Annotated in this window: 15 protein-coding genes; 5 read left to right on the forward strand and 10 right to left on the reverse strand. The window is 62.8% G+C overall.

Going from position 1 to position 20,078, the window contains the following annotated elements; all coding sequences use genetic code 11:
• Positions 1-67 precede the first annotated feature (67 nt).
• Together NKH28_RS16755 and NKH28_RS16760 are read left to right on the forward strand one after the other, a co-directional pair.
• Complete coding sequence (locus NKH28_RS16755) at positions 68-685, forward strand: DUF922 domain-containing Zn-dependent protease (RefSeq protein WP_352766681.1); 618 nt, start codon at positions 68-70, stop codon at positions 683-685.
• Positions 686-885: 200 nt separating this feature from the next.
• A complete protein-coding gene (locus NKH28_RS16760) occupies positions 886-2,367 on the forward strand; it encodes an MDR family MFS transporter (protein ID WP_352979720.1) in 1,482 nt (493 codons plus the stop codon).
• 27 nt (positions 2,368-2,394) lie between these two features.
• Here NKH28_RS16760 and NKH28_RS16765 read toward each other — a convergent pair whose 3' ends face one another.
• The 3 genes from NKH28_RS16765 to NKH28_RS16775 all read right to left on the reverse strand — a co-directional run bounded on the left by NKH28_RS16765 (position 2,395) and on the right by NKH28_RS16775 (position 4,291).
• Positions 2,395-3,423, reverse strand: coding sequence for an NAD(P)/FAD-dependent oxidoreductase (locus NKH28_RS16765; protein WP_352766685.1), 1,029 nt, complete (start codon positions 3,421-3,423; stop codon positions 2,395-2,397).
• A gap of 81 nt (positions 3,424-3,504) precedes the next feature.
• Complete coding sequence (locus tag NKH28_RS16770) at positions 3,505-3,825, reverse strand: 2Fe-2S iron-sulfur cluster-binding protein (RefSeq protein WP_023674833.1); 321 nt, start codon at positions 3,823-3,825, stop codon at positions 3,505-3,507.
• Positions 3,826-3,922: 97 nt separating this feature from the next.
• Positions 3,923-4,291: an Hpt domain-containing protein gene (locus tag NKH28_RS16775; protein ID WP_292660938.1), complete on the reverse strand. Its 369-nt coding sequence runs from the start codon at positions 4,289-4,291 to the stop codon at positions 3,923-3,925.
• A 285-nt stretch (positions 4,292-4,576) separates the two neighbouring features.
• Between NKH28_RS16775 and NKH28_RS16780 the strand changes: the two genes are divergently transcribed.
• Entirely contained in the window at positions 4,577-10,963 is a 6,387-nt protein-coding gene (locus NKH28_RS16780; protein ID WP_352979722.1) for an apolipoprotein A-IV repeat region-like domain-containing protein, read from the forward strand.
• A gap of 104 nt (positions 10,964-11,067) precedes the next feature.
• Here the strand turns inward: NKH28_RS16780 and NKH28_RS16785 are convergent, their stop codons facing one another.
• The 4 genes from NKH28_RS16785 to NKH28_RS16800 are packed head-to-tail and all read right to left on the reverse strand — an operon-like array spanning position 11,068 to position 15,150.
• Complete coding sequence (locus NKH28_RS16785; protein WP_352742602.1) at positions 11,068-11,721, reverse strand: ABC-type transport auxiliary lipoprotein family protein; 654 nt, start codon at positions 11,719-11,721, stop codon at positions 11,068-11,070.
• A 37-nt stretch (positions 11,722-11,758) separates the two neighbouring features.
• On the reverse strand, positions 11,759-13,132 hold the full coding sequence (locus tag NKH28_RS16790) for an MlaD family protein (protein WP_352979724.1): 1,374 nt from the start codon (positions 13,130-13,132) through the stop codon (positions 11,759-11,761).
• Between the two features lie 13 nt (positions 13,133-13,145).
• Positions 13,146-13,964 carry an ABC transporter ATP-binding protein gene (locus NKH28_RS16795; protein ID WP_352593549.1) on the reverse strand — a complete coding sequence of 273 codons (819 nt, stop codon included), beginning with the start codon at positions 13,962-13,964 and terminating at the stop codon, positions 13,146-13,148.
• Position 13,965: 1 nt separating this feature from the next.
• Complete coding sequence (locus tag NKH28_RS16800) at positions 13,966-15,150, reverse strand: ABC transporter permease (protein ID WP_352833125.1); 1,185 nt, start codon at positions 15,148-15,150, stop codon at positions 13,966-13,968.
• 78 nt (positions 15,151-15,228) lie between these two features.
• Here NKH28_RS16800 and dgcA point away from each other — a divergent pair, with 78 nt between their 5' ends.
• On the forward strand, positions 15,229-16,212 hold the full coding sequence (gene dgcA / locus NKH28_RS16805) for an N-acetyl-D-Glu racemase DgcA (protein ID WP_352979726.1): 984 nt from the start codon (positions 15,229-15,231) through the stop codon (positions 16,210-16,212).
• Here the strand turns inward: dgcA and NKH28_RS16810 are convergent.
• Together NKH28_RS16810 and NKH28_RS16815 are read right to left on the reverse strand one after the other, a co-directional pair.
• Entirely contained in the window at positions 16,183-17,400 is a 1,218-nt protein-coding gene (locus NKH28_RS16810; RefSeq protein WP_352540619.1) for an MFS transporter, read from the reverse strand. The two genes, dgcA and NKH28_RS16810, sit on opposite strands and share 30 nt — an antisense overlap.
• 127 nt (positions 17,401-17,527) lie before the next feature.
• Positions 17,528-18,316, reverse strand: a complete 789-nt coding sequence (locus tag NKH28_RS16815; protein WP_352979728.1) for a UDP-2,3-diacylglucosamine diphosphatase — start codon at positions 18,314-18,316, stop codon at positions 17,528-17,530.
• A 153-nt stretch (positions 18,317-18,469) separates the two neighbouring features.
• On the opposite strand from NKH28_RS16815, the gene NKH28_RS16820 reads away from it, so the two are divergent.
• Positions 18,470-19,249: an SDR family oxidoreductase gene (locus NKH28_RS16820; protein ID WP_352979730.1), complete on the forward strand. Its 780-nt coding sequence runs from the start codon at positions 18,470-18,472 to the stop codon at positions 19,247-19,249.
• A gap of 140 nt (positions 19,250-19,389) precedes the next feature.
• Here the strand turns inward: NKH28_RS16820 and NKH28_RS16825 are convergent, their stop codons facing one another.
• On the reverse strand, positions 19,390-20,055 hold the full coding sequence (locus tag NKH28_RS16825; RefSeq protein WP_352448725.1) for a hypothetical protein: 666 nt from the start codon (positions 20,053-20,055) through the stop codon (positions 19,390-19,392).
• Positions 20,056-20,078: the final 23 nt, after the last annotated feature.

Genomic DNA, 20,078 nt, shown 5'->3' on the forward strand with positions numbered 1-20,078 from the left:
GTGGCGGGGGATCAATTCCGTTGCGCCGAGGACGGCGGTAAAGCAAGGTGGGCAAAGAGGCAACACGATGAAACGATCCCTCCTTTGCGCCCTGGTGCTCGCCCTGACCGCATTCCCGGCCGGCGCTGCAACGCTCGTCAAGACATATAGTTATTTCCCGATCGGCGGCAGGACGCTCGACGACATCGAGACCCAGCTGTCGAAACTCGGGCCTCAGGTGAAAAGCACCGGGTCGCGGCATCCGGGAGCTACCCAGATGGCGTTCACCACCCGCGTCAGCTATGCGCAAAAGCCGGGCTCGTGCTGGATTGCCGACGCTGTCGTCACCGTCAAGGTCAAGGTCATCCTTCCTGAGTGGCGCCGCCCGCGCAAAGCCGATGCCGGCGTCAGGCTGTTCTGGGATACGTTGTCCGCCGACATCAAGCGCCATGAGGAACGCCACGTCGAGATTGCGAAGAACCACGGCCGCGAACTAGAAGACGCCTTGAAGGCGAGCTACCCGGAAAAGACCTGCGAACTGGCAAAGACCAAGGCCGCAAAAATCACTGCGGCCATGCTTGCCAAACACGACCAGGACCAGATGCGCTTCGATCGTGTCGAAAGCGCCAATTTCCAAAGCCGCATCCTGCGGCTTTTGCACTATCGCATCGAGCGCATTGAGAACGGCCGGCTCTCTCCCGGCTGAACTCCGCGTCGTCGGGCAAAGCCAATTTTGCCGAAACATAGTGCCAGCTTCGGAAAACTTTCGAGCCGCTGTCGAAATCGGCCTATAGCGAACGACATATGCCAGGTTCGCAGGGATCAGCCTCCGGCAACGCCAATCGGCGTACTAGATGCTTCCCAGCCCGTCGCGGACGGGCACGCAGGCATAATGGATGAACGGATATGGACCAGGCTGTCGACAAGCAAACGATGGTGGAAACCAGCGCGCCGCTGACCGAAACCGAGAAAAACGCCATCATCGGCGGCGTGCTTTTGTCGATGCTGCTGGCGGCGCTCGACCAGACCATCGTCGCGCCGGCGATGCCGACGATGGCACGTCTGCTCGGGCATGCCGAATATCTGCCATGGATCGTGACCGGCTATCTTCTGACCGCGACCGCCGTGGCGCCGCTCTACGGCAAGATCTCCGATATTTATGGTCGCCGGCCGACCGTCTATGCTGCAATCCTGATCTTTCTCGCCGGCTCGCTGGTCAGCGCCACGGCCCCCAACATGCTGGTCCTGGTTGTCGGCCGGGCGATCCAGGGCGCCGGCGGCGGCGGTCTGTTCGCCCTGACGCAGACCGTGATCGGCGACCTCGTGCCGCCGCGCGAGCGGGCCCGCTACGCCGCCTGGATCTCGGGCACATGGGCCGTCGCCAGCATCGCCGGGCCGCTGCTCGGCGGCACCTTCGCCGAACATCTGCAATGGTCGCTGATCTTCTGGATCAACATTCCGCTCGGCCTGCTGGCCATGGCGATCATCAACAACCCGCTCAAGAAGCTGCCGATCGCCGCAAAACATCACCGCATCGACGGCCTCGGCGCGCTGCTTCTGGTCGCGGCCACCTCGCTGCTGCTGCTTGCCTTGAACTGGGGCGGCAGCGAGTATCCGTGGCTGTCGCCTGAAATCCTTGGACTGCTCGCCTGCTCGGCGGTGTTCTGGAGCGCGTTCGCGCTGCGGCTCATGCGCGCGGCCGAACCGCTGATCTCGCTCGAAGTGCTCGGCAATCCGATCGTTCTCGCCGGCACATTGTCGATGTTCCTGCTGCAGGCCGCCAATGTCGGCTTGTCGGTCTATCTGCCGGTCTACCTGCAATCGGTCGTCGGCCTGTCGGTCAGTCAATCGGGCACCGCGTTGCTTGGGCTGATGCTCGGCACGGTGGCCGGTGCGACATTCAGCGCGCGAATGATCCCGCGCTTTTTCCACTATAAGCGCATTGCCATGATCGGAACTGTTTTCTCGATCCTGTGCCTCGGCGTGCTCAGCCTGGTCGCCGGGCATGCCTCACTGTTACTCGTCGAGGTGTTGACGACCTGCGTAGGCCTGGGCACAGGCACGACCTTTCCGGTTGCCACCGTCTCGGTCCAGAACGCCGTCGATCGCATGCACCTTGGCGTGGCGACCGGCGTTCTCACCTTCCTCCGCTCGCTGGGCAGTGCGCTCGGCGTCGCCATGCTTGGTGCCGTCGCCCTTGGTTACGGCCTGCCGCTGGCCAGCGAAGGCACGCAGCCGGCCAGCCATATCGCCTCGGCCATGCCGTTCGTGATGATCTTTCTTGCCGCGGCCGCGATCTTGCTGTTGTCGCTCATCACGCTCTGGCTGATGCCGGAGAAAACGCTTCGCGGCCATGCCGAAGCTGTGGCTCCAGCCCTGGCGGAGTAGACCGGCCCGACAAAAATATGGCGAGGTTCAGTCGACCACGCCGAGCTTCTTCTGCAGACTGGTTGACGAGGTCGTATACTGAAAAACGATGCGCTCGCCGGGGCTGACGATGCGCTTGGCCGCTTGCGCCATCAAGGCGACCTCGTGGAAGCCCGACAGGATCAGCTTCAGCTTGCCGGGGTACCAGTTGATGTCGCCGACGGCGAAGATGCCGGGCACCGACGTCTGGAATTTTTCGGTGTCGACCGGGATCAGGTTCTCGTGGAGGTTGAGGCCCCATTCGGCGACTGGGCCGAGCTTCATCGTCAGGCCGAAGAACGGCAGCATCCGCGTACACGGCACTTCGATATCGCCCTCCGGCCCCTTGATGGTGGCGGAGGCGAGCCGGCCGTCGGCGCCGGCCAGGCCAGTCACCTGTCCGACCTGGAATTCCAGTTGCTTCATCTCCTGCATGGCATACATCTTGTTGACGCTGTCGGGTGCTGCACGGAATTCGGGCCGCCGGTGCACCAGTGTCACGCTCTTGGCCACCGGCTGCAGGTTCAGCGTCCAGTCGAGCGCCGAATCGCCGCCGCCGACGATGACGAGGTCATGGCCGCGAAAGTCCTCCATCCGGCGCACCGAGTAGAACACGCTCTTGCCTTCATAAGGTTCGATGCCTGGGATCGGCGGCCGCTTCGGCTGGAAAGAGCCGCCGCCGGCGGCGATCACCACAATTTTGGCTTCGAACACCTCGTTTTCGTCGGTGGTGACGCGGAAGCTGCCGTCGTCCAGCCTTTCCAGGCCCGAAACCATGCGGTTATAGGTGAATTCGGGCTTGAACGGCGCGATCTGCTCAAGCAGCTTGTCGACCAGACCTTGTGCCGAGATCGAGGGCCAGCCCGGAATGTCGTAGATCGGCTTTTCCGGGTAGAGTTCGGCACACTGCCCGCCGGGCCGGTCGAGTATGTCGATCAGATGGCACTTCATGTCGAAGAGGCCGAGCTCGAACACCGCAAACAGGCCGACGGGCCCTGCCCCGACAATGAGTACGTCTGTCTTGTTGATAGCCGTCATGAAGCATGCGCCTTTATGGGAAAACGCGCGACACTGCATGACCATTCGCCCGCTGCCAAGCGGCAGCGGCAAAAATCGGTTTCAGCCCTGGCGGGCCGGCACGCGCACGACCAGCCCGTCGAGGGCGTCGCGCACCTTGATCTGGCATGACAGCCGCGAGTTCGGCTGGACCTCGTAGGCGAAATCCAGCATGTCCTCTTCCATGGCTTCCGGCTCGCCGACCTCCGCCGTCCAGGCTTCGTCGACATAAACATGGCAGGTCGCGCAGGCGCAGGCGCCGCCGCATTCCGCTTCTATTCCCGGCACCGCATTGCGGATCGCATTTTCCATGACGGTCGAGCCGTTTTCGGCATCCACGTCAAAATGCGTGCCGTCATGGGCGATGAAGGTCAGTTTGGTCATTTGTCACCTGAAGGGAGTCTGAGCCGACATAATCACTCTGCCGGACAAGTCAACTGCGGCGCCAAAGCGCCGCTGTGTGGCGTTTTGGGAATAAGCGCTATCGGCTGATGGCGGCGACGAAGTCGCGCACTTCTTCGATCAGCGAGCCAAGCCGCTTCAGCGTGCTGGCGTCTTCGGGCCGGCATTCGATCGCGCTGGCGCAATCGGCAATGGCGAAGGCGCCGACCCCGCGCGCCGAGCCTTTGAGCCCGTGTGCCAATAGCAGCCGCTGCCTGACATCCGCATCGACGATCTTGTCGCGCACCGACAGCGCCTGCTGCACGAACAGAGCCAGCACCTCCTGCTCGAGGCTCCGATCGCCCATCGTCTGGCGCGCAAGATGCGCCAGGTCGATCGGCCGCGCCCCGGCTGTCCCCGACACGTCGCCGCCGGGCATCGAGAAGGCAATGCCGTTTTCGCCACGTATCACTTTGAGACTCCGTTCTTCGACCGCCGCAAAAACTAGGCGTATCCGGTGGACAACGGGTTAATGATTGGCCCGGAAAAATGTCGCGATAACGGCGCCGGAATCACGGCTGTGTTAACCTTATATTTAAAGTTTTACGTATCGGGCGGAATGCATGTTTTCTTTACCCGGCTGTGTCATTACGATACGACAGGTCCATTTTCAGCCTCCTGCGCGGGACACGCTAGGCAGAATCAATAAGCACAACCATAAGTCCCGCGGCAGCTTGTACAGGGTAGCGAAGGCATGGCGAAGAAACCAACGACGACAAGAACGCTCGACAGCGACGTAGCCAGGGAACTTGAAAAGGCACTTGATATCGATCTGAGCGGCGATGCCGGCGGCGACTTCGACATGGCTGCATCCATGGAAGATCTCGAAGCACAAATATCGCAAGCCGCCGACGAACTGGCGCGCGAAGGTCGCAGCCAGAACGAAGCGCCTGCCCCGGACCAGACCCAGAACGCGGCACCTGCCGCCAATCAAAGCCAGATCGCAAATCCCGCGCCAAAGGCCAAGCCGGCTGAGTTGCGTCCTGTCGCAACGCGCAATGGCTCCCAGCCGGCAGCTTTCTCGCCGGCCAACGACGATCGTCAAAAAGACTATAAGACGCTCCTGCACACCCTCAATCGGCGCGCCTCGAACACGATCTACTGGGTCGTGGCTCTCGTTTCGCTGGCCTGGATCGCCGGCGCTGGCGGCCTTGCGAACCTGTTGTTCGGACCTGGCATCTGGAACATCCGCACCTTCGATCAGTTTTTCGCCCGTCCGGAGCTGATCGGCCTGGCGGTCGCGGCAATAGTGCCCGTCATCCTGTTCTGGGCATTCGCAGTGATGATTCGCCGCGCTCAGGAGATGCGCCTTGCCGCGCAGTCGATGACCGAGGTGGCCTTCCGTCTGGCCGAGCCGGAAAATCTTGCCCAGGATCGCGTCATGATGATCGGCCAAGCGGTTCGCCGCGAGGTGGCAGCCATGGGCGAAGGCATCGAACGCACGCTTGCGCGTGCCGTCGAGCTCGAAACGCTGGTCCACAGCGAGGTGAACCAGATCGAGCGCTCCTATTCAGAGAACGAGTCCCGCATCCGCTCGCTGGTCGACGGGCTGGGCAGCGAGCGCGAAGCGGTCGTCACCCATGCCGAGCGCGTGCGCGCCTCGATCACCGGCGCCCACGAGACACTGAAAGACGAGATCAACGCCGCCAGCGATATCATTCGCGACAGCATTCTCAACGCCTCGACCAAGCTGTCGATGACGATCAACGAATCCGGCGACACGCTGATCGACAGGATCAACGGAAGCTCGATGTCGATCTTCGATTCGGTGGAAGGCCGGCTCGAATCGATCACCGATCGGCTGTCGACGTCGGGCGAGGCCTTCGCCAGCCTGCTCGACACCCGGATCGCCAAGCTGACGGACACCACCGACGGCCTGACGCGGTCACTGACCGACCTGCTCGACGACCGCACGAGCGGCATGGTGTCGCTGCTCGGCGGTGCCGCTCGCACACTCAATTCGGAATTCGAAGCCAGTCTCAACGGCATCGAGCGGACGCTTGCTGAACGTGGCCAGGCGCTGATCAGCGAGTTCCAGACCCGCGCCGAGGCGCTCGACACCGGCACGCAGAAGCTCAACGCCGCGCTGGAGGCTCGCGCACGCCAGATCAACGAGACGCTGGTCGAGCGCGCGCGCGAAATCGCCCACACCTTCCAGGATAGCAAGGAGACGCTGTCGGCGATGATCGATCAGGGCAAGACCCAGATCGGCGCCGACATGGCCGATATCATTTCATCGACCTCGACCATGCTTGAAGCCCGCGCCGGCGATTTCGCCGGGCGCATGGAAGCGGCGCGCCATGTCGTATCGCGTTCGTTCGATACGGACATCGAGCGGCTTGCCGATGCTCGCGCCGGCATCGAGGAAGCCGTCGAGAACCACAGCCGCAAGCTTTCCGAAAGCCGCGACCGGATGGCGGCGGCAATGCAGGCCGATCTGGCGAAGTTCGCCGAAGGTCGCGCCGAAATCGACGCAGCGGTGGCTAACCAGGTGCAGAAGCTAGCCGAAGGCCGCGGCCTGATCTCGCGCGCCCTTGAAGAGGATCTGCGCAAGGTCAATGAATCGCGCGCAGCGATCGACGCTTCGCTGGGCAGCCATCTCGAAAGCCTTGAAGAGGGTCGCAACAGGCTTGCCCAGGCCTTGAACGAAGACTCTGGAAAACTCGTGCAAGCCCGTACGATAATTGATGAAATGGTTGCCGGGCATGTCGGCAAGCTCGCCGAAGGCCGCAGCATCCTTTCGCGCGCGCTCGAGGCCGACCTCGGCAAACTGGCAGAGAGTCGCGCCAGCATCGACGGCCTCGTCGCCGGTCAGGTCGAAAAGATCGCCGAGGGCCGCGCCATACTCGCTAGTGCGCTGGAAGCCGACATTGCCGGCATCAATGGCCTCATCGAGGCCCATTCGGCGAAATTGGCGCAAGACCGCAGCGGGCTTTCCCAGTCACTCGATAACGACCTGTCCGACATCAGGAGCCTGATCGCCGATCATTCGGGCAGGCTCGCCGATGATCGCAGCCTGCTTTCGAAGACGCTTGAAGACGATCTTGCCAAGCTGGCCGAAAGTCGGTCGAGCATCGACGGGCTGGTTGCCGGCCAGGTCGAGAAGCTGGCCGAAGGCCGCGACATCCTCAAGCGCGCGCTGGAATCGGACCTGAACGCTATCAAGGGCGTCATCGCCGGCCAGTCCGAAAAGCTGGCGGAAGACCGTGGCCAGTTGTCGCGGGCACTGGAGAGCGACCTGCAGGCCGTGCGGGGCGTTGTCTCCGATCACATGAACAAGCTCGCCGAAGACCGTTCGACCCTTTCGAAGGCGCTCGAAGACGATCTCGCCAAGTTGGCCGAAAGCCGCTCGAGCATCGATGTGATGGTTGCCGGCCAGGTCGAAAAGCTGGCAGAGGGCCGCGACATCCTCAAGCGTGCGCTCGAAGCCGATCTGAGCACCGTCAAGGGCGTCATCGCCAGCCAGTCCGAAAAGCTGGCGGAAGACCGTGGTCAGCTGTCGCGGGCACTGGAGACCGATCTCGAGACCGTGCGGGGCGTCGTCTCCGAACATATGAACAAGCTTGCCGAAGACCGTTCGGCCCTGTCGAAAGCGCTCGAGGACGATCTTGCCAGGTTGGCAGAGAGCCGGTCGAGCATCGACGGGCTGGTCGCAGGCCAGGTCGAGAAGCTGGCCGAGGGTCGCGACATCCTCAAGCGCGCGCTGGAAGACGATCTTGCCAAGCTGGCCGAAAGCCGCTCGAGCATCGACGGACTGGTTTCCGGCCAGGTCGAGAAGCTGGCCGAAGGCCGCGACATCCTCAAGCGCGCCTTGGAGGCCGATCTCAGCACGATCAGGGGCGCCATCGCCGATCAGTCGCAGCTATTGACCGATAATCGCGCGCAGTTTTCGCGTGCGCTGGAAGCCGATCTCGGCAACGTCAACAGCCTTGTCGCAACCCACGCAGAGAAGCTCGTCCAGGACCGCTCGACCCTGTCGAAGGCGCTCGAGGACGATCTCGCCAAGCTGGCCGAAAGCCGCTCGAGCATCGATGGGCTGGTTGCCGGCCAGGTTGAGAAACTGGCGGAAGGCCGCGACATACTCAGGCGCGCGTTGGAAGCCGATCTGGAGAGGCTTGCAATGAGCCGCAGCGAAGTCGACGAGATCGTCGCCGGTCATGTCGGCAAGCTGAGCGAGGGCCGCGACGTGCTGACCCGCGCATTGCAGGACGATCTCTCCAGGCTCGCCGAAACGCGCAAGGATGTCGACCGTTCGCTGTCCGGCCATATCGACCAGATCGCCGCCAGGAGCACCGACATCTCCGATGCGATCGCTGCGGACGTAGAAAAGATCGAGCAGGCGTTCAGCCGGCAGACAGGCATCATTGAAGAGCGCGCCAGGACAATGGAGCGGGCGCTGTCGACGGGTGTCGACAACGTGCGCAGTGTGCTTGAAAGAAGCGCGGTCTTCGTCGCCGGCGCGCTGCGCGAGAAGGTCATGGAAGTTACCAGCGCGCTGCATGAGCAGGCGGGCGCGGCATTCAGCGATGCCGACCGCAAGATCGCCGAGCGCGCCGAGCAGACCTCGGCCGCCCTGCTCGCCAGGGCGGAGGACATCGCCCGCACCTTCGAGGAGGCGGATCGTCGCCTCGCCGCCCGCGCCGAGGATACGTCGAGCGCACTGATTGCCCGCGTCGACGACACGTCGAACACCTTGTTCGCGCGTGCCCAGGAAACGGCCGATCAGCTGGCAGCCCGGGCAAGTGAGATTGCCGGTACCTTCGACGCGGCGGACCACAGGCTGGTCTCTCGCGCCATCGAAACGGCCCAGTCGCTGGCTGCGCGTGCCGGCGACATCCTGCGCAATTTCGAAACAGCCGACGAGCGGCTGGGCGTGCGCATCGGCGAATCCGCCGAAGCTCTCGCGGCACGTGCGTCGGATCTCGGTCGCATTTTCGATGCCGCCGACCAGCAACTTATTTCGCGCATTGCCGAAGGCTCTGAAGCACTTTCGGCCCGTGCGTCCGAGATCGGCCGCATCTTCGAGGAGGCCGATCATCGCCTGGTGGCCCGTATCGCTGACAGCAGCACCGCAATCGGCGAACATGCCGACACCATTGTCGGTGCCTTCACCAGCACCGAGCAGCGGGTTGCCGAACGCGCCAGGCAGACTGGCCAGGAACTCGCCGTCCATGCCCGTGAAATCGAGCAGCTGCTTGCCGGTGCCGACGAACGCCTGGCATCGAGTGCTGCCGCCACTGCGGCCCGCGTCGAGGAGCAGGTCGCCACCGTCGAGAACCGCCTCGCCTACTCCGCCGAGACAATGGGCCAAAAGCTCAACGAACAAGTCTCGGGTGCCGAGGCGCAACTGGTCTCGCGCGCCAACTCGATCGCCGAAACCTTCACCGCGGTCGGCCAGCATATCGGCCAGAGCACCAATGACGCTGCAAAGACCATCGGTGCCAATACTCGCGAGCTCAATACGATGCTTGCGGCACGTTCGGCCGAAATATCGAAAATCCTGGACGAGACGGCACGGCCTCTGGTCGAGCGCTTCGCCCAGGGCGGCTCCGAGCTGCAAAAGAGCATGGAAGAGGTCACCGAACGTGCGACCGAGAAGCTGCGCACTCAAAACGCCGCCCTCGTCGACGCCCTCGCCAGCCGTACGGCCGAAACCCTGTCGGCCGTCGAAGGCGCGCGCTCGACGCTTGCCGACAGCGTTGCCGACCTCATCGGCCGCATGACCACCTCCAGCTCGCAGCTCGGTCAGTTGATCGAGCAGGCGGCGACCAATCTCGGCCAGGTCGACGAACGCCTGACCGGGAGCACGCAAAGCTTCGCGGCGACCACGGAAAAGACCGCGCAGACCTTCGCCAGTTCGGCGCGTCTGGTCGATTCGAACACGACGCGGCTCACCGAGCTGTCGTCGTCGACCTTGCGCGAGGTTGCTTCAATCGCCACCAAGTTCGACGAGCACAGCCGGTTGCTTTCCAGTGCCTCGGACCTGTTGAGCTCGGCCCAGAGCAATCTTGAGCACACGCTCGAAAGGCAATCGTCGCTGGAGGACCTTGCCGTCGGTCTTGTCAAGAAATCGGAAGATCTCGAAAGGGTCATGCGCTCGTTCGAGAATCTGGTCGGCCAGACGCTGCAGAATGCCGAAGGCAAGACGCTGGAATCCGCCGACAAGATCCGTACCGCGATTTCCGAAGTGGTCGATTCGGCAACCAAGCGCTTTGCCGATGCGACCGAGGAGATGCGGCGTACCGCCGGCTCGATCAAGAGCGAGCTCGACCTCACCCGGGCCGAGCTTAAGAAAGGCGTCATCGAGATGCCGGAAGAGGCAAAGGAATCAACCACGGCTATCCGCCGTGCCGTTTCAGAGCAGATCAACGCGCTGAAGGAACTTTCTGAAATCGTTGCGAAATCTGGCCGCAGCGCCGACAGTTCGGAACAGCGCAACCTGCGTCCGGCGCCGCAAGCGCCTGCCGCACGCCCCGCCGAACCGCCACGTCGCCCGGCTCCGGCTCCCGAACAGCGCCGTGCACCGCAGGCGCCTTCGGGCGAGACGGCGCTGCGCGGCACGCTCGACCTCGAACGTCCCGCAGACCAAGCGCCGCGCCAGCGCGACCCCAACGGCCGCACGCCGCAGGGCGGTTGGGTGCGTGACCTCCTGACCGGTGCATCACGCGAAGACGACGCCAAGCCGGCAGCGCCTGCCGAAGCGCCGCGCCCGGCTCCCGCTGCGCGGTCGCCGCTTCATGTCGTGGAATCGCTGAACTCGCTCTCGGTCGATATCGCACGCGCCATCGATCACGATGCCTCGATCGAGCTGTGGAACCGCTACCGGCGCGGCGAGCGCGACGTCTTCACGCGCCGACTTTACACGCTGAAGGGCCAGCAGACGTTCGACGAGATCCGCCGCAAATATCAGTCGGAGGCGGAGTTCCGCGCTGCTGTCGATCGTTACTGTGACGATTTCGAAAAGCTGCTCAAGGACGTGTCGCGCAACGACCGCGACAACATCATGGCACAGACCTACCTGACGTCGGATACCGGCAAGGTCTACACCATGCTGGCCCACGCCAGCGGCCGCCTGCACTAAGCGGGCGACAGAGAACAAACGAAAAGGCGGGATTTCCCGCCTTTTTTATGCCGTACTGAATTCCATTGGCGCTGTAGAGTGCCGTGCCGGCAGTTCCGGCTGTGTCAGATCACGGTGTCCGTCCAGCGGACGATTTGCCCTGCCGCATCGCCGAACGCGGCATCGAGCGCGCCGACATAGGCCTGGTTGCCATTGCCCGAAACGGGCGCGATGGCGCTAAACGTCTTCGACGCCCGCACTTCACCGTTGCGATCGTTCAACAGGCGCACGAACAGCTCGACCTCGGCATGTTCGCCGCCGTCGACACGCACCTCGAACGAGCGGATCTCGACGATCACCTGATAGTCGATCGCCAGCCCCTCGCCTGGCTTGCCAACGCCGGTGAAGCTGCCCGAGCGCTGGAACGTCTCTGCCAGCCGCGCCTGTACGATCATCGGCAGCCGGTCGGCCCATTGCGCGCCCTTGAGATACTGGATCGATCGCGGCGATGGCTTAATGACGATGTTCTGGCTGTCCAGCGCCTTGAGCGCCGATGGCTGGGCGATGAGGATCTGGCGACGGCTGTGGGCACGCGCTTCCAGCGACGGCGCCGAAAGCTCGAACGTATCCAGCGGCGCCGGCTTGCCGCCCAGCGCCGCGCAGCCGGCGAGCGAAAGCGCCAGCAGTGCCACTCCGGCCTTGAACCCACTCGATCTGACGCTGCCTGAACTGATCGACTTCAAACGCGATCCCCCCCGGATCGTGGAAACAATGCGCATCTGCCAGCTATGTTCTTGCGGTGGGCGCAGGCCGAAGTCAACGGCGCACCCTGCCGTCGAACTGCCGGACCTCACCCTCGCCGCCGGACAGGATCCGCTGTGGATTGCGGCTGAGGTCGGTCACCGCCTCTTCGATGCGGTTGATCGAACGACGGCTGTCCTGGACCAGCGATTCGACGTTTTGCAGCCCCTGTCCCGAGAACCGCGCCAGATTGTCGGTGATGGTGCCGAGGCGGGCGTTCAGCGTGTCGGCGACCTGCTTGAACGATTTGAGCGTCGCCCTGGCATCGGCCATGACGCCGTCGGCCTGACCGGAGCCGAGCAGTTTGTCGACCTTGGCAAGGATACCGTCGACTCGCACCGAGGCATCGTTGAGGCGTCCTGCGAGTTGGTGCGCGTCTTTGATGGTTTCGTCGATGTCGTCGGCCCGGTTGGCGAACTTGTTGGTCACCTTGGCGATGTCGGCGGCAGCCTCGTTGGCGTTTTCGCTGGCCTTCTGGATATTGGCCAGCGCGGTGCGAACCTCAGCCGGATCGATGCCGTCGAGAACGCCGTCGACCTTGGCCAGTGTGCCTTGCGTCTTCTGGGCGAAGTCGTTGATCGAGCCGACCGCGGTGTCCACGTTCTTGATGACCGTGTCGAACTGCTTGCTGGTTTCCTTGAGGTTGGAAGTGACCGTGTCGACATTGGCGACGATGCTCTTGATCTGGTCCTTGTCGACGGCGTTGAGTAGCCCTTCCGCCGCCTTCAGGGTGCCGTCGAGTTTGCCCGAAACACCCTTCAGTTCGTCCGCCAGCGAGCTGACGCTGGCCAGGAACTTGTCGACGCCGTCCGCATTCCTGGCCAGTGCATCGGAGAAGGTCTGGACATTGTTGACGGTCTGCGTCAGCGGCCCGCGAACATCCTTGGTGAAGCCTTCGAGCTCCGAAAGGACCTTGTCGGCGCGGGTGAAGATGTTCTGCGCTGTCTGTAGCAGATTGGTGACCGCCGACGGGTTGGCAACGATCTCGGCGACACGGCCTTCCTTTTCCGCCTCGTCGAGAAGTTTTGGCTCTTTGGGGTCGGCGCCCTTGAGCTCGATGTTGGCCTGGCCGGTGAGGCCGGCAAGCCCGATATCGGCCTGCGTCGACTTGGTGATAGGCGTATTCCGGTCTATTTCGGTGTCGGCGATAGCAGCGGTCGGATTGTCGACGTCGATATAGACACGGCGCACGTCGCCGACTTTGACGCCATTGAACAGCACGAAACTGCCACGGCCGAGCCCCGAAGCGGAGCCTGGAATGCGCACGCGCAGCACCATCGTCTCACCCTTTTCGCCGATTGCCGCCGTCCAATAGACGAAAGCGAAAGCCGCGAGGATCGCGGCCAGCGTGAAAATGCCGACAATGACGTAGTTGGCCCTGGTTTCCATTGCTCACTTATGGCTATGCGCGCGCCGCAAGATCAAGTTGCCGGGCGCGTTTTCCGCGGAAATAGGATTTTACCCAGGGTTCCTCGCTCCTGAGCATGTCGTCGATCGTGCCCTCGACCAGCACTTTCTTGTTGCCGAGCACCGCCACGCGGTCGCACGCGGTAAACAGCGTGTCGAGATCGTGCGTGACCATATACACGGTCAAATCCATCGTATCGCGCAGTTTGACGACCAATTCGTCGAACTCAGCCGCGCTGATCGGATCGAGCCCGGAAGTCGGTTCGTCGAGGAAGACGATATCCGGATCGAGCGCCAGAGCGCGCGCCAGCGCAGCACGCTTAATCATGCCGCCGGAGAGCTCGGAGGGGAATTTCTGCGCCGCATCCGGCGGCAATCCCACCAACTCGACCTTGAGCATGGCAAGTTCGTCCATCAGCTTCTTCGGCAAATCGAGATATTCGCGCATCGGCACCTGGACGTTTTCGAGGACGGTCAGCGCCGAAAACAGCGCACCATGCTGGAACAGCACGCCAAGCCGCATGTCGATGCGAAGGCGCTCCCTTTCGGTTGCCCTCTCGACGTCGACCCCGAACAGTTTGATTGTTCCCGATTGCTTGCGCGTCAAGCCAAGGATGGTGCGCAAGAGAACAGATTTGCCGGCACCGGAGGCACCGACGAAGCCGAGAATCTCCCCGCGCCAGATATCGAGCGATAATTTGTCGAGAACGACCTGATCGGCGAACGACACCGTGACGTCGTGCGCCGACAGCACGATCTCGTCTTCTTTGGCTTTCGCCGCCACCTTGGTCGTGTTTGTGCCCGGCAGCGCCATCTCAGAACTCGATCGCTGCATAGAACATGGCGAAAAGCCCGTCGAGGATAATGACCACGAAGATCGACTTCACCACTGAGGCGGTCACATGCTGGCCAAGCGATTCGGCGCTGCCGCCAACCTTCATGCCCTCGACCGAGGCGATTATGCCGATGATCATGGCCATGAACGGCGCCTTGATCAGGCCGGCAAAGATGGTGCTGAGGTCGATTGCGACACGCAGCCGGTCGATGAACGCTGCCGGTGCAATATCGGAGTAGAGCCATGCAGCCAAAATGCCGCCGCCCAACGCGGCAAAGTTGGCGACGATCGTCAGGCAAGGCAGCGCGATGACCAGCGCGACCAGCCGCGGAAACACCAGCACGCCGATTGGATTAAGACCGATCACCTTCAGCGCATCGACCTCCTCGCGCATCTTCATCGAGCCGATCTCGGCGGTGATCGCACTGCCGGAGCGGCCGGCGATCATGATCGCCGTCATCAGCACGCCGAGCTCGCGCAGGATCAGCACCCCGACCAGGTCGACGACGAAGATGTCGGCGCCGAAATAGCTGAGCTGATAAGCGCCTTGCTGGGCGACGATCGCACCGACGATGGCCGACATCAGCACGACTACCGGTATGGCGCCGACACCCATGCGATCGATCTGGTTGAAGATCGCCGCCATGTTGACGGCATGGCCACGGCCAAGCTTCATCTGCGAGCCGCGTATCGTGGCGCCGAGGATATTCATTGCGGCCAGGAAATCGTCGCGCATCTCATAAACGCGCCGGCCAACCGCCTCGAGCCCGCGAATGATGAAGTTGGGCGGCTTTGCCGGACCTGATTCGGGCTCGCGTCGGACCGCATCACCGACGGCGCCGAGCAGGATCGAGGCAATCTCGCTTTGCCCCTGCATCGTGATCTCGACGCCCTTTTTTTCGAAGCTGCTGACCAGGCGGTCGATCAGCCACGCCCCGGCAGTGTCCATCTTCTCGATTTGTGAAAGGTCGAGCGCCAGCGTCTTGAAGCCGCCGCGCTTCTCGATCTTGCGCATCTCGGCATCGACCAGCGCCACGGTACGTGTCGTCCAGGTTCCCGAGAAAGCGCAGCCGAGAACGTCGCCCTCCTCGCCGATCGCGATGCGCGGCTGGTGGTCGGGCTCCTTGGCAGGGCCGCTTGCGTCGCGTTTGCGGATGGTCAACATGGCGTCCTGTTTAGCCTGACGGGGCCGACCTGTCGATTTGCCGACATCCTCCTTGTTGCACAGCCGGAGCAGAAAAATATGGCGCGTGTCATTTCGGTCGAGGCCGAGCGCTTTCCGATAGCCGGGACCTTTACCATTTCGCGCGGCTCGAAGACCGAAGCGGAGGTGATTTCCTGCGCCATCACCGAAAACGGCCGTACAGGACGCGGCGAATGCGTCCCTTACAAGCGCTATGGCGAGACCATGGAGGGTGTGCGCGACGCGATCGAGGCGATGCGCAGCGAGATCGCGCGCGGTATCAGCCGCATCGCCCTGCTCGATGCCATGCCTGCCGGCGCGGCACGCAACGCCATCGATTGCGCGCTCTGGGACCTGGAAGCGAAGATCAGCGGAACACCGGTGGCGCATACGATACGAACCGTTCCGTTACGACCGCTTGAGACGGCGTATACATTGTCGCTCGCCGAGCCGGAGGCGATGGCGGCGCAGGCCCGCGATAACGCCCAGCGCCCGCTACTCAAGGTCAAGATCGGCCGCGACAACGACATCGCGCGCATCCGCGCAGTGACGGCGGCAGCACCCGACAGCCGAATCATTCTCGACGCCAATGAGGGCTGGAATGACGACAATATCGTCGCAAACCTCGCCTTTGCCGCCGAGCACGGTATCGCCTTGATCGAACAGCCGCTGCCGGCGGGACATGACAGTATTCTTCGCCACATCGCGCATCCGGTACCGATCTGTGCCGACGAAAGCGTGCACGAGGCGAAGGACCTTGAAGCACTTGTCGGCCTTTACGACGCCGTCAACATCAAGCTCGACAAATCGGGTGGCCTGACCGCTGCACTCGTGCTTCGCGACCGCGCCCGCGAACTGGCTCTTGGTGTCATGGTCGGCTGTATGGTCGGCACATCGCTTGCGATGGCGCCGGCCGTGCTGTTGGCGCAGGATGCCGATTTCGTCGATCTCGACGGTCCGCTGCTGCTGGCCCGCGACCGCGTTCCCGGTCTCGTCTACCTAGGTTCGCTGGTGTCACCGCCCGAGCGGGCGCTGTGGGGCTGAACGCGCGGCAAGCCCGATCAGAGCCAGGCCCGTCAGGGCGATCGGGATCATCGCAAAGAAGCCATTCGCGCCGAAGCGGTCGTAAAGAGGACCGGAAATCAGCGTCGCCGCCGCCATGAAGAAGCCATTGGAGAAGTAGGCGATGCCTTGCGCCGCCCCGGTGCGTTCTTCCGCGACCGTCTCACCGATCATCTTTTGCAGGCCGATCAGCACCAGCGCCACCGAAACCGCGTGCAGCGTCTGGATCGCGAAAAACCCGCCAACGCCAAGCCCAAGCGGCCAGATCAGCGGAAAGGCGAACCAGCGCACGATCGCGCCGATCCCGGCAATCAGCATGATCGAGACGACCGAGAAGGAGGCGAAAGCGCGGGTGAAAACGACGAACATGCATATCTCGGCGACGACGCCCCACCCCCACAGAAGCCCGACAACCGAATCGCTGATGCCGATCGACTTCCAGTAGATCGACACGAAACCGTAGAGAAATGCGTGGCTGGCGGTGATGACGCCGACGCCTGTCGAAAAATAGAGGAAGTACCGGTTGAGGAGTTTCGGTGCCGATTGCTGGATATCGGCGGCCGAAAGCGGCGAGGCGCGGCGTGGACGGCCAAGGCGCGGCGCAATCAGTCCGGCGGCTAGCGCGGCACACAGCGCCGCGAAGATGATCACCGGGACAGCCTGGGCACCGCTCGCCGACAGGATGAAACCGCCGGCGAGATTGGCACAGAGATAGGAGATCGAGCCCCATTTGCGCATGCTTGCGTAATTCGAGCCGAAGCGGCGAACACCTGAAAGGGCGAGCGAATCGGCAATCGGCGAATGCGGCGTCCAGACGACCGTCAGGGCCAGCGACACGGCAAGTACCGTTGCGTAGGTCGGCGGCAGGAGGTAGCCGGCGGACAGGATCAGCGATGCGGCGACCAGCGCAACATAGACATTGGCGCGGTCGCTCGCTTTGTCTGCCAGCGCAGTAAGAAAAGGCGTCGTCGCCACGCGCAGGAACATCGGCGCGGCGAGGATCACGGCTATCTGTTCGGCATGGAACCCCTTCGCCTGCAGCCACAGCGGGAAATACGGCACATGCGTCCCGAGCGGAACGAAGAGCGTAAAGAAGATCAAGCTCATGCGCAGTTCGAAATGGCGTGGCTTGACGAGCTGTTCGGGCGAAAGCGGCGGCAGCGAGGACATTGACAGGCGATCCGTCGGCACGGCATTCAGCCGGGTCGGCCCGCCACACCTGCCGCTGCTTAACACGGCGAAAAAGTCGACGAAACCGCTGGACTACCCGATTGAAGCGAGATGCGGCCGGATTTGGTCAAGCCGCCTGGACTGCCCTGCCCTTGATGTCGATCGGCACGAGCACCTCGCTGCCGACCGGAGTCTCCGGCAGGACATGCGCCCAGTGCAGGATCTCCATCCTGCCGTCAAAATGCTCGACCACCGCCGTGCAGCTCTCCACCCAGTCGCCCGTGTTGATGTATTGCACGTCCTCATAGCTTTCGATCGCGGCATGGTGGATGTGCCCGCAGATCACGCCGTCGACATGCGAGCGGCGCGCCTCCTCGGTCAGCACGGTCTGGAACGAGCCGATGAAATTCACCGCCTTCTTGACCTTGACCTTGGCCCAGGACGAGAACGACCAGTAAGGCAGGCCGAGCACCTGGCGCAGACGTGTGATGATGCGGTTGAGCAGCATCGCCGCGTCGTAGGCATAGTCGCCGAGATAGGCCAGCCAGCGCGCATTATGGACGACGGTGTCGAACTGGTCGCCATGGATGACAAGAAGGCGTTTGCCGTCGGCGGTCTCGTGGATGGCGCGGTCGGCGACGACAATGCCGCCGAAATGAACGCCCTGGAACTGTCGCGCGAACTCGTCATGGTTGCCGGCGATGTAGGTGATGCTGGCGCCCTTGCGCGCCTTGCGCAGCAATTTCTGGATCACGTCGTTATGGCTTTGCGGCCAATGCCAGCTTCGTCTCAGGCGCCAGCCGTCGACGATGTCGCCGACGAGATAGATGATATCGGCATCGTGATGGCGCAGGAAATCGATCAGGAATTCGGCCTTCGCCGCCTTCGATCCGAGATGGACGTCGGAGATGAACATGCTGCGGAAAGTGCGAGGCTCTGCGCCGGACATCATTTGTCACCGTTGCTTTCGCCTGAGCCTATGCCCCGATTCATGCAACAACCGTATGACGGTTGCGATTGGTCCAGCCATCCGGATAGGTTGCCGCGGCAATCAGAGGAGAAAATCACCATGGATCTCGGCATTCGCGGCAAGAAGGCCATCGTCTGCGCTTCGAGCAAAGGCTTGGGACGCGGCTGCGCCATGGCACTGGCAGAGGCAGGTTGCGATCTGGTGATCAATGGCCGCAACGCCGACGTGCTGGCCAAAACCGCCGCTGAACTGCGCGAGAAATTCGGCGTCAAGGTGACCGAAATCGTCGGCGACGTATCCAAGCCCGATGTCCAGAAGGCGCTGCTTGCCGCCTGCCCCGATCCCGACATCCTCGTCAACAACAATGGCGGTCCGCCGTTTCGCGATTTCCGCGCGCTCGACCGCGAAAAGATCCTCGAGGGCGTCACCCAGAACATGGTGACCCCTGTCGAACTGGTTCAGGCCGTGATCGACGGCATGGCGGCGCGCGGCTTCGGCCGCATCGTCAACATCACCTCGCTGTCGGTCTATGTGCCTATCCCCGGCCTCGACCTGTCGTCCGGCGCCCGCGCCGGCCTCACTTCGTTCCTCGCCGGCGTCGCGCGCACGGTGATCGACCGCAATGTGACGATCAACAACATGCTGCCGGGAAAACTCGACACCGACCGGCTGCGCGGCCCGCACGAGGCCGGCACGCCCGAAGATCCGGCCGCCGCCGCCGCACGCAAAGCCAAGGCGGCGGCCAACGTTCCGGCCAAGCGACTCGGCATGCCGGAGGAATTCGGCCAGATCTGCGCCTTCCTGTGCTCGGTCCATGCCGGCTACCTGACCGGGCAGAACATACCGGTGGACGGCGGCCTCTATGTCAGCGCGTTTTAGTGGCAGAATCCAAGGCTTGATACCCGCTGGACGGCGGAAGAACGACCCTTTGCGGTTGTTGGGTTGCGAGCGCCGCATGATGCGATCTGATCTTTCCTGACATCCGGAGAAGGGAGAATTCCTTTGCCAATGCATGCAACCTACCGAGCGAATCCGATACTCGCGATCCCAATTCCCCCCACCAGGATCAGGCTCACGGCCCACACAGTGTCGAGATTGAACCAGCTTTGTGAGATGAACTTGGGTCCGAGCCATCGATAGACGGCAATGGCGATAACACCGCCGCTTACAATCATCGCGGCCGTATGGACTACGGAGACGGCGGTGGCGGTGATCAGATTACCTGCCATGAGCGTTATAGCCGCCTGGTGTCCAACATCGAGATCGCCTGCCTGGCACAGGCCGAGATAAATCGGCACCAGCATCAGCCCGGCGCCATGCGCGGTGGCGGCCGCGAAGGACCACAAGGCCAGTTGTGCCGGCGGGATACGGGCAAGAACACGCGGGTGGCGCCGGTTGATCAGGAGATAGATCCCGGCTGCGATCACAATCAATCCCGCCGCGATGCGAATCTGTCGTTCCCAGACGATGAGCGTCAGCATCGCGCCGAAGGGCAGCAGGATACCGATCATCGCCACAAAGTGGCCCATTGCCAAAAGGCCGAGCGCCCGGAACAATTCGCCGGCACGTCTATCCAAAAGTCCGGTCGAAACGGCCAACGGCCAGCCCATGCCAGGATTGATACCGTGATAAATACCGCTGGCGACGACGGCCAGCCAGAGACCGGCCGTCGTCCACTCGCTCATCGCTTTATTGACCCGGGCAGTCG

It is taken from the genome of Mesorhizobium sp. M1227, assembly GCF_040318315.1.
In the GTDB taxonomy this organism is placed as follows: domain Bacteria; phylum Pseudomonadota; class Alphaproteobacteria; order Rhizobiales; family Rhizobiaceae; genus Mesorhizobium.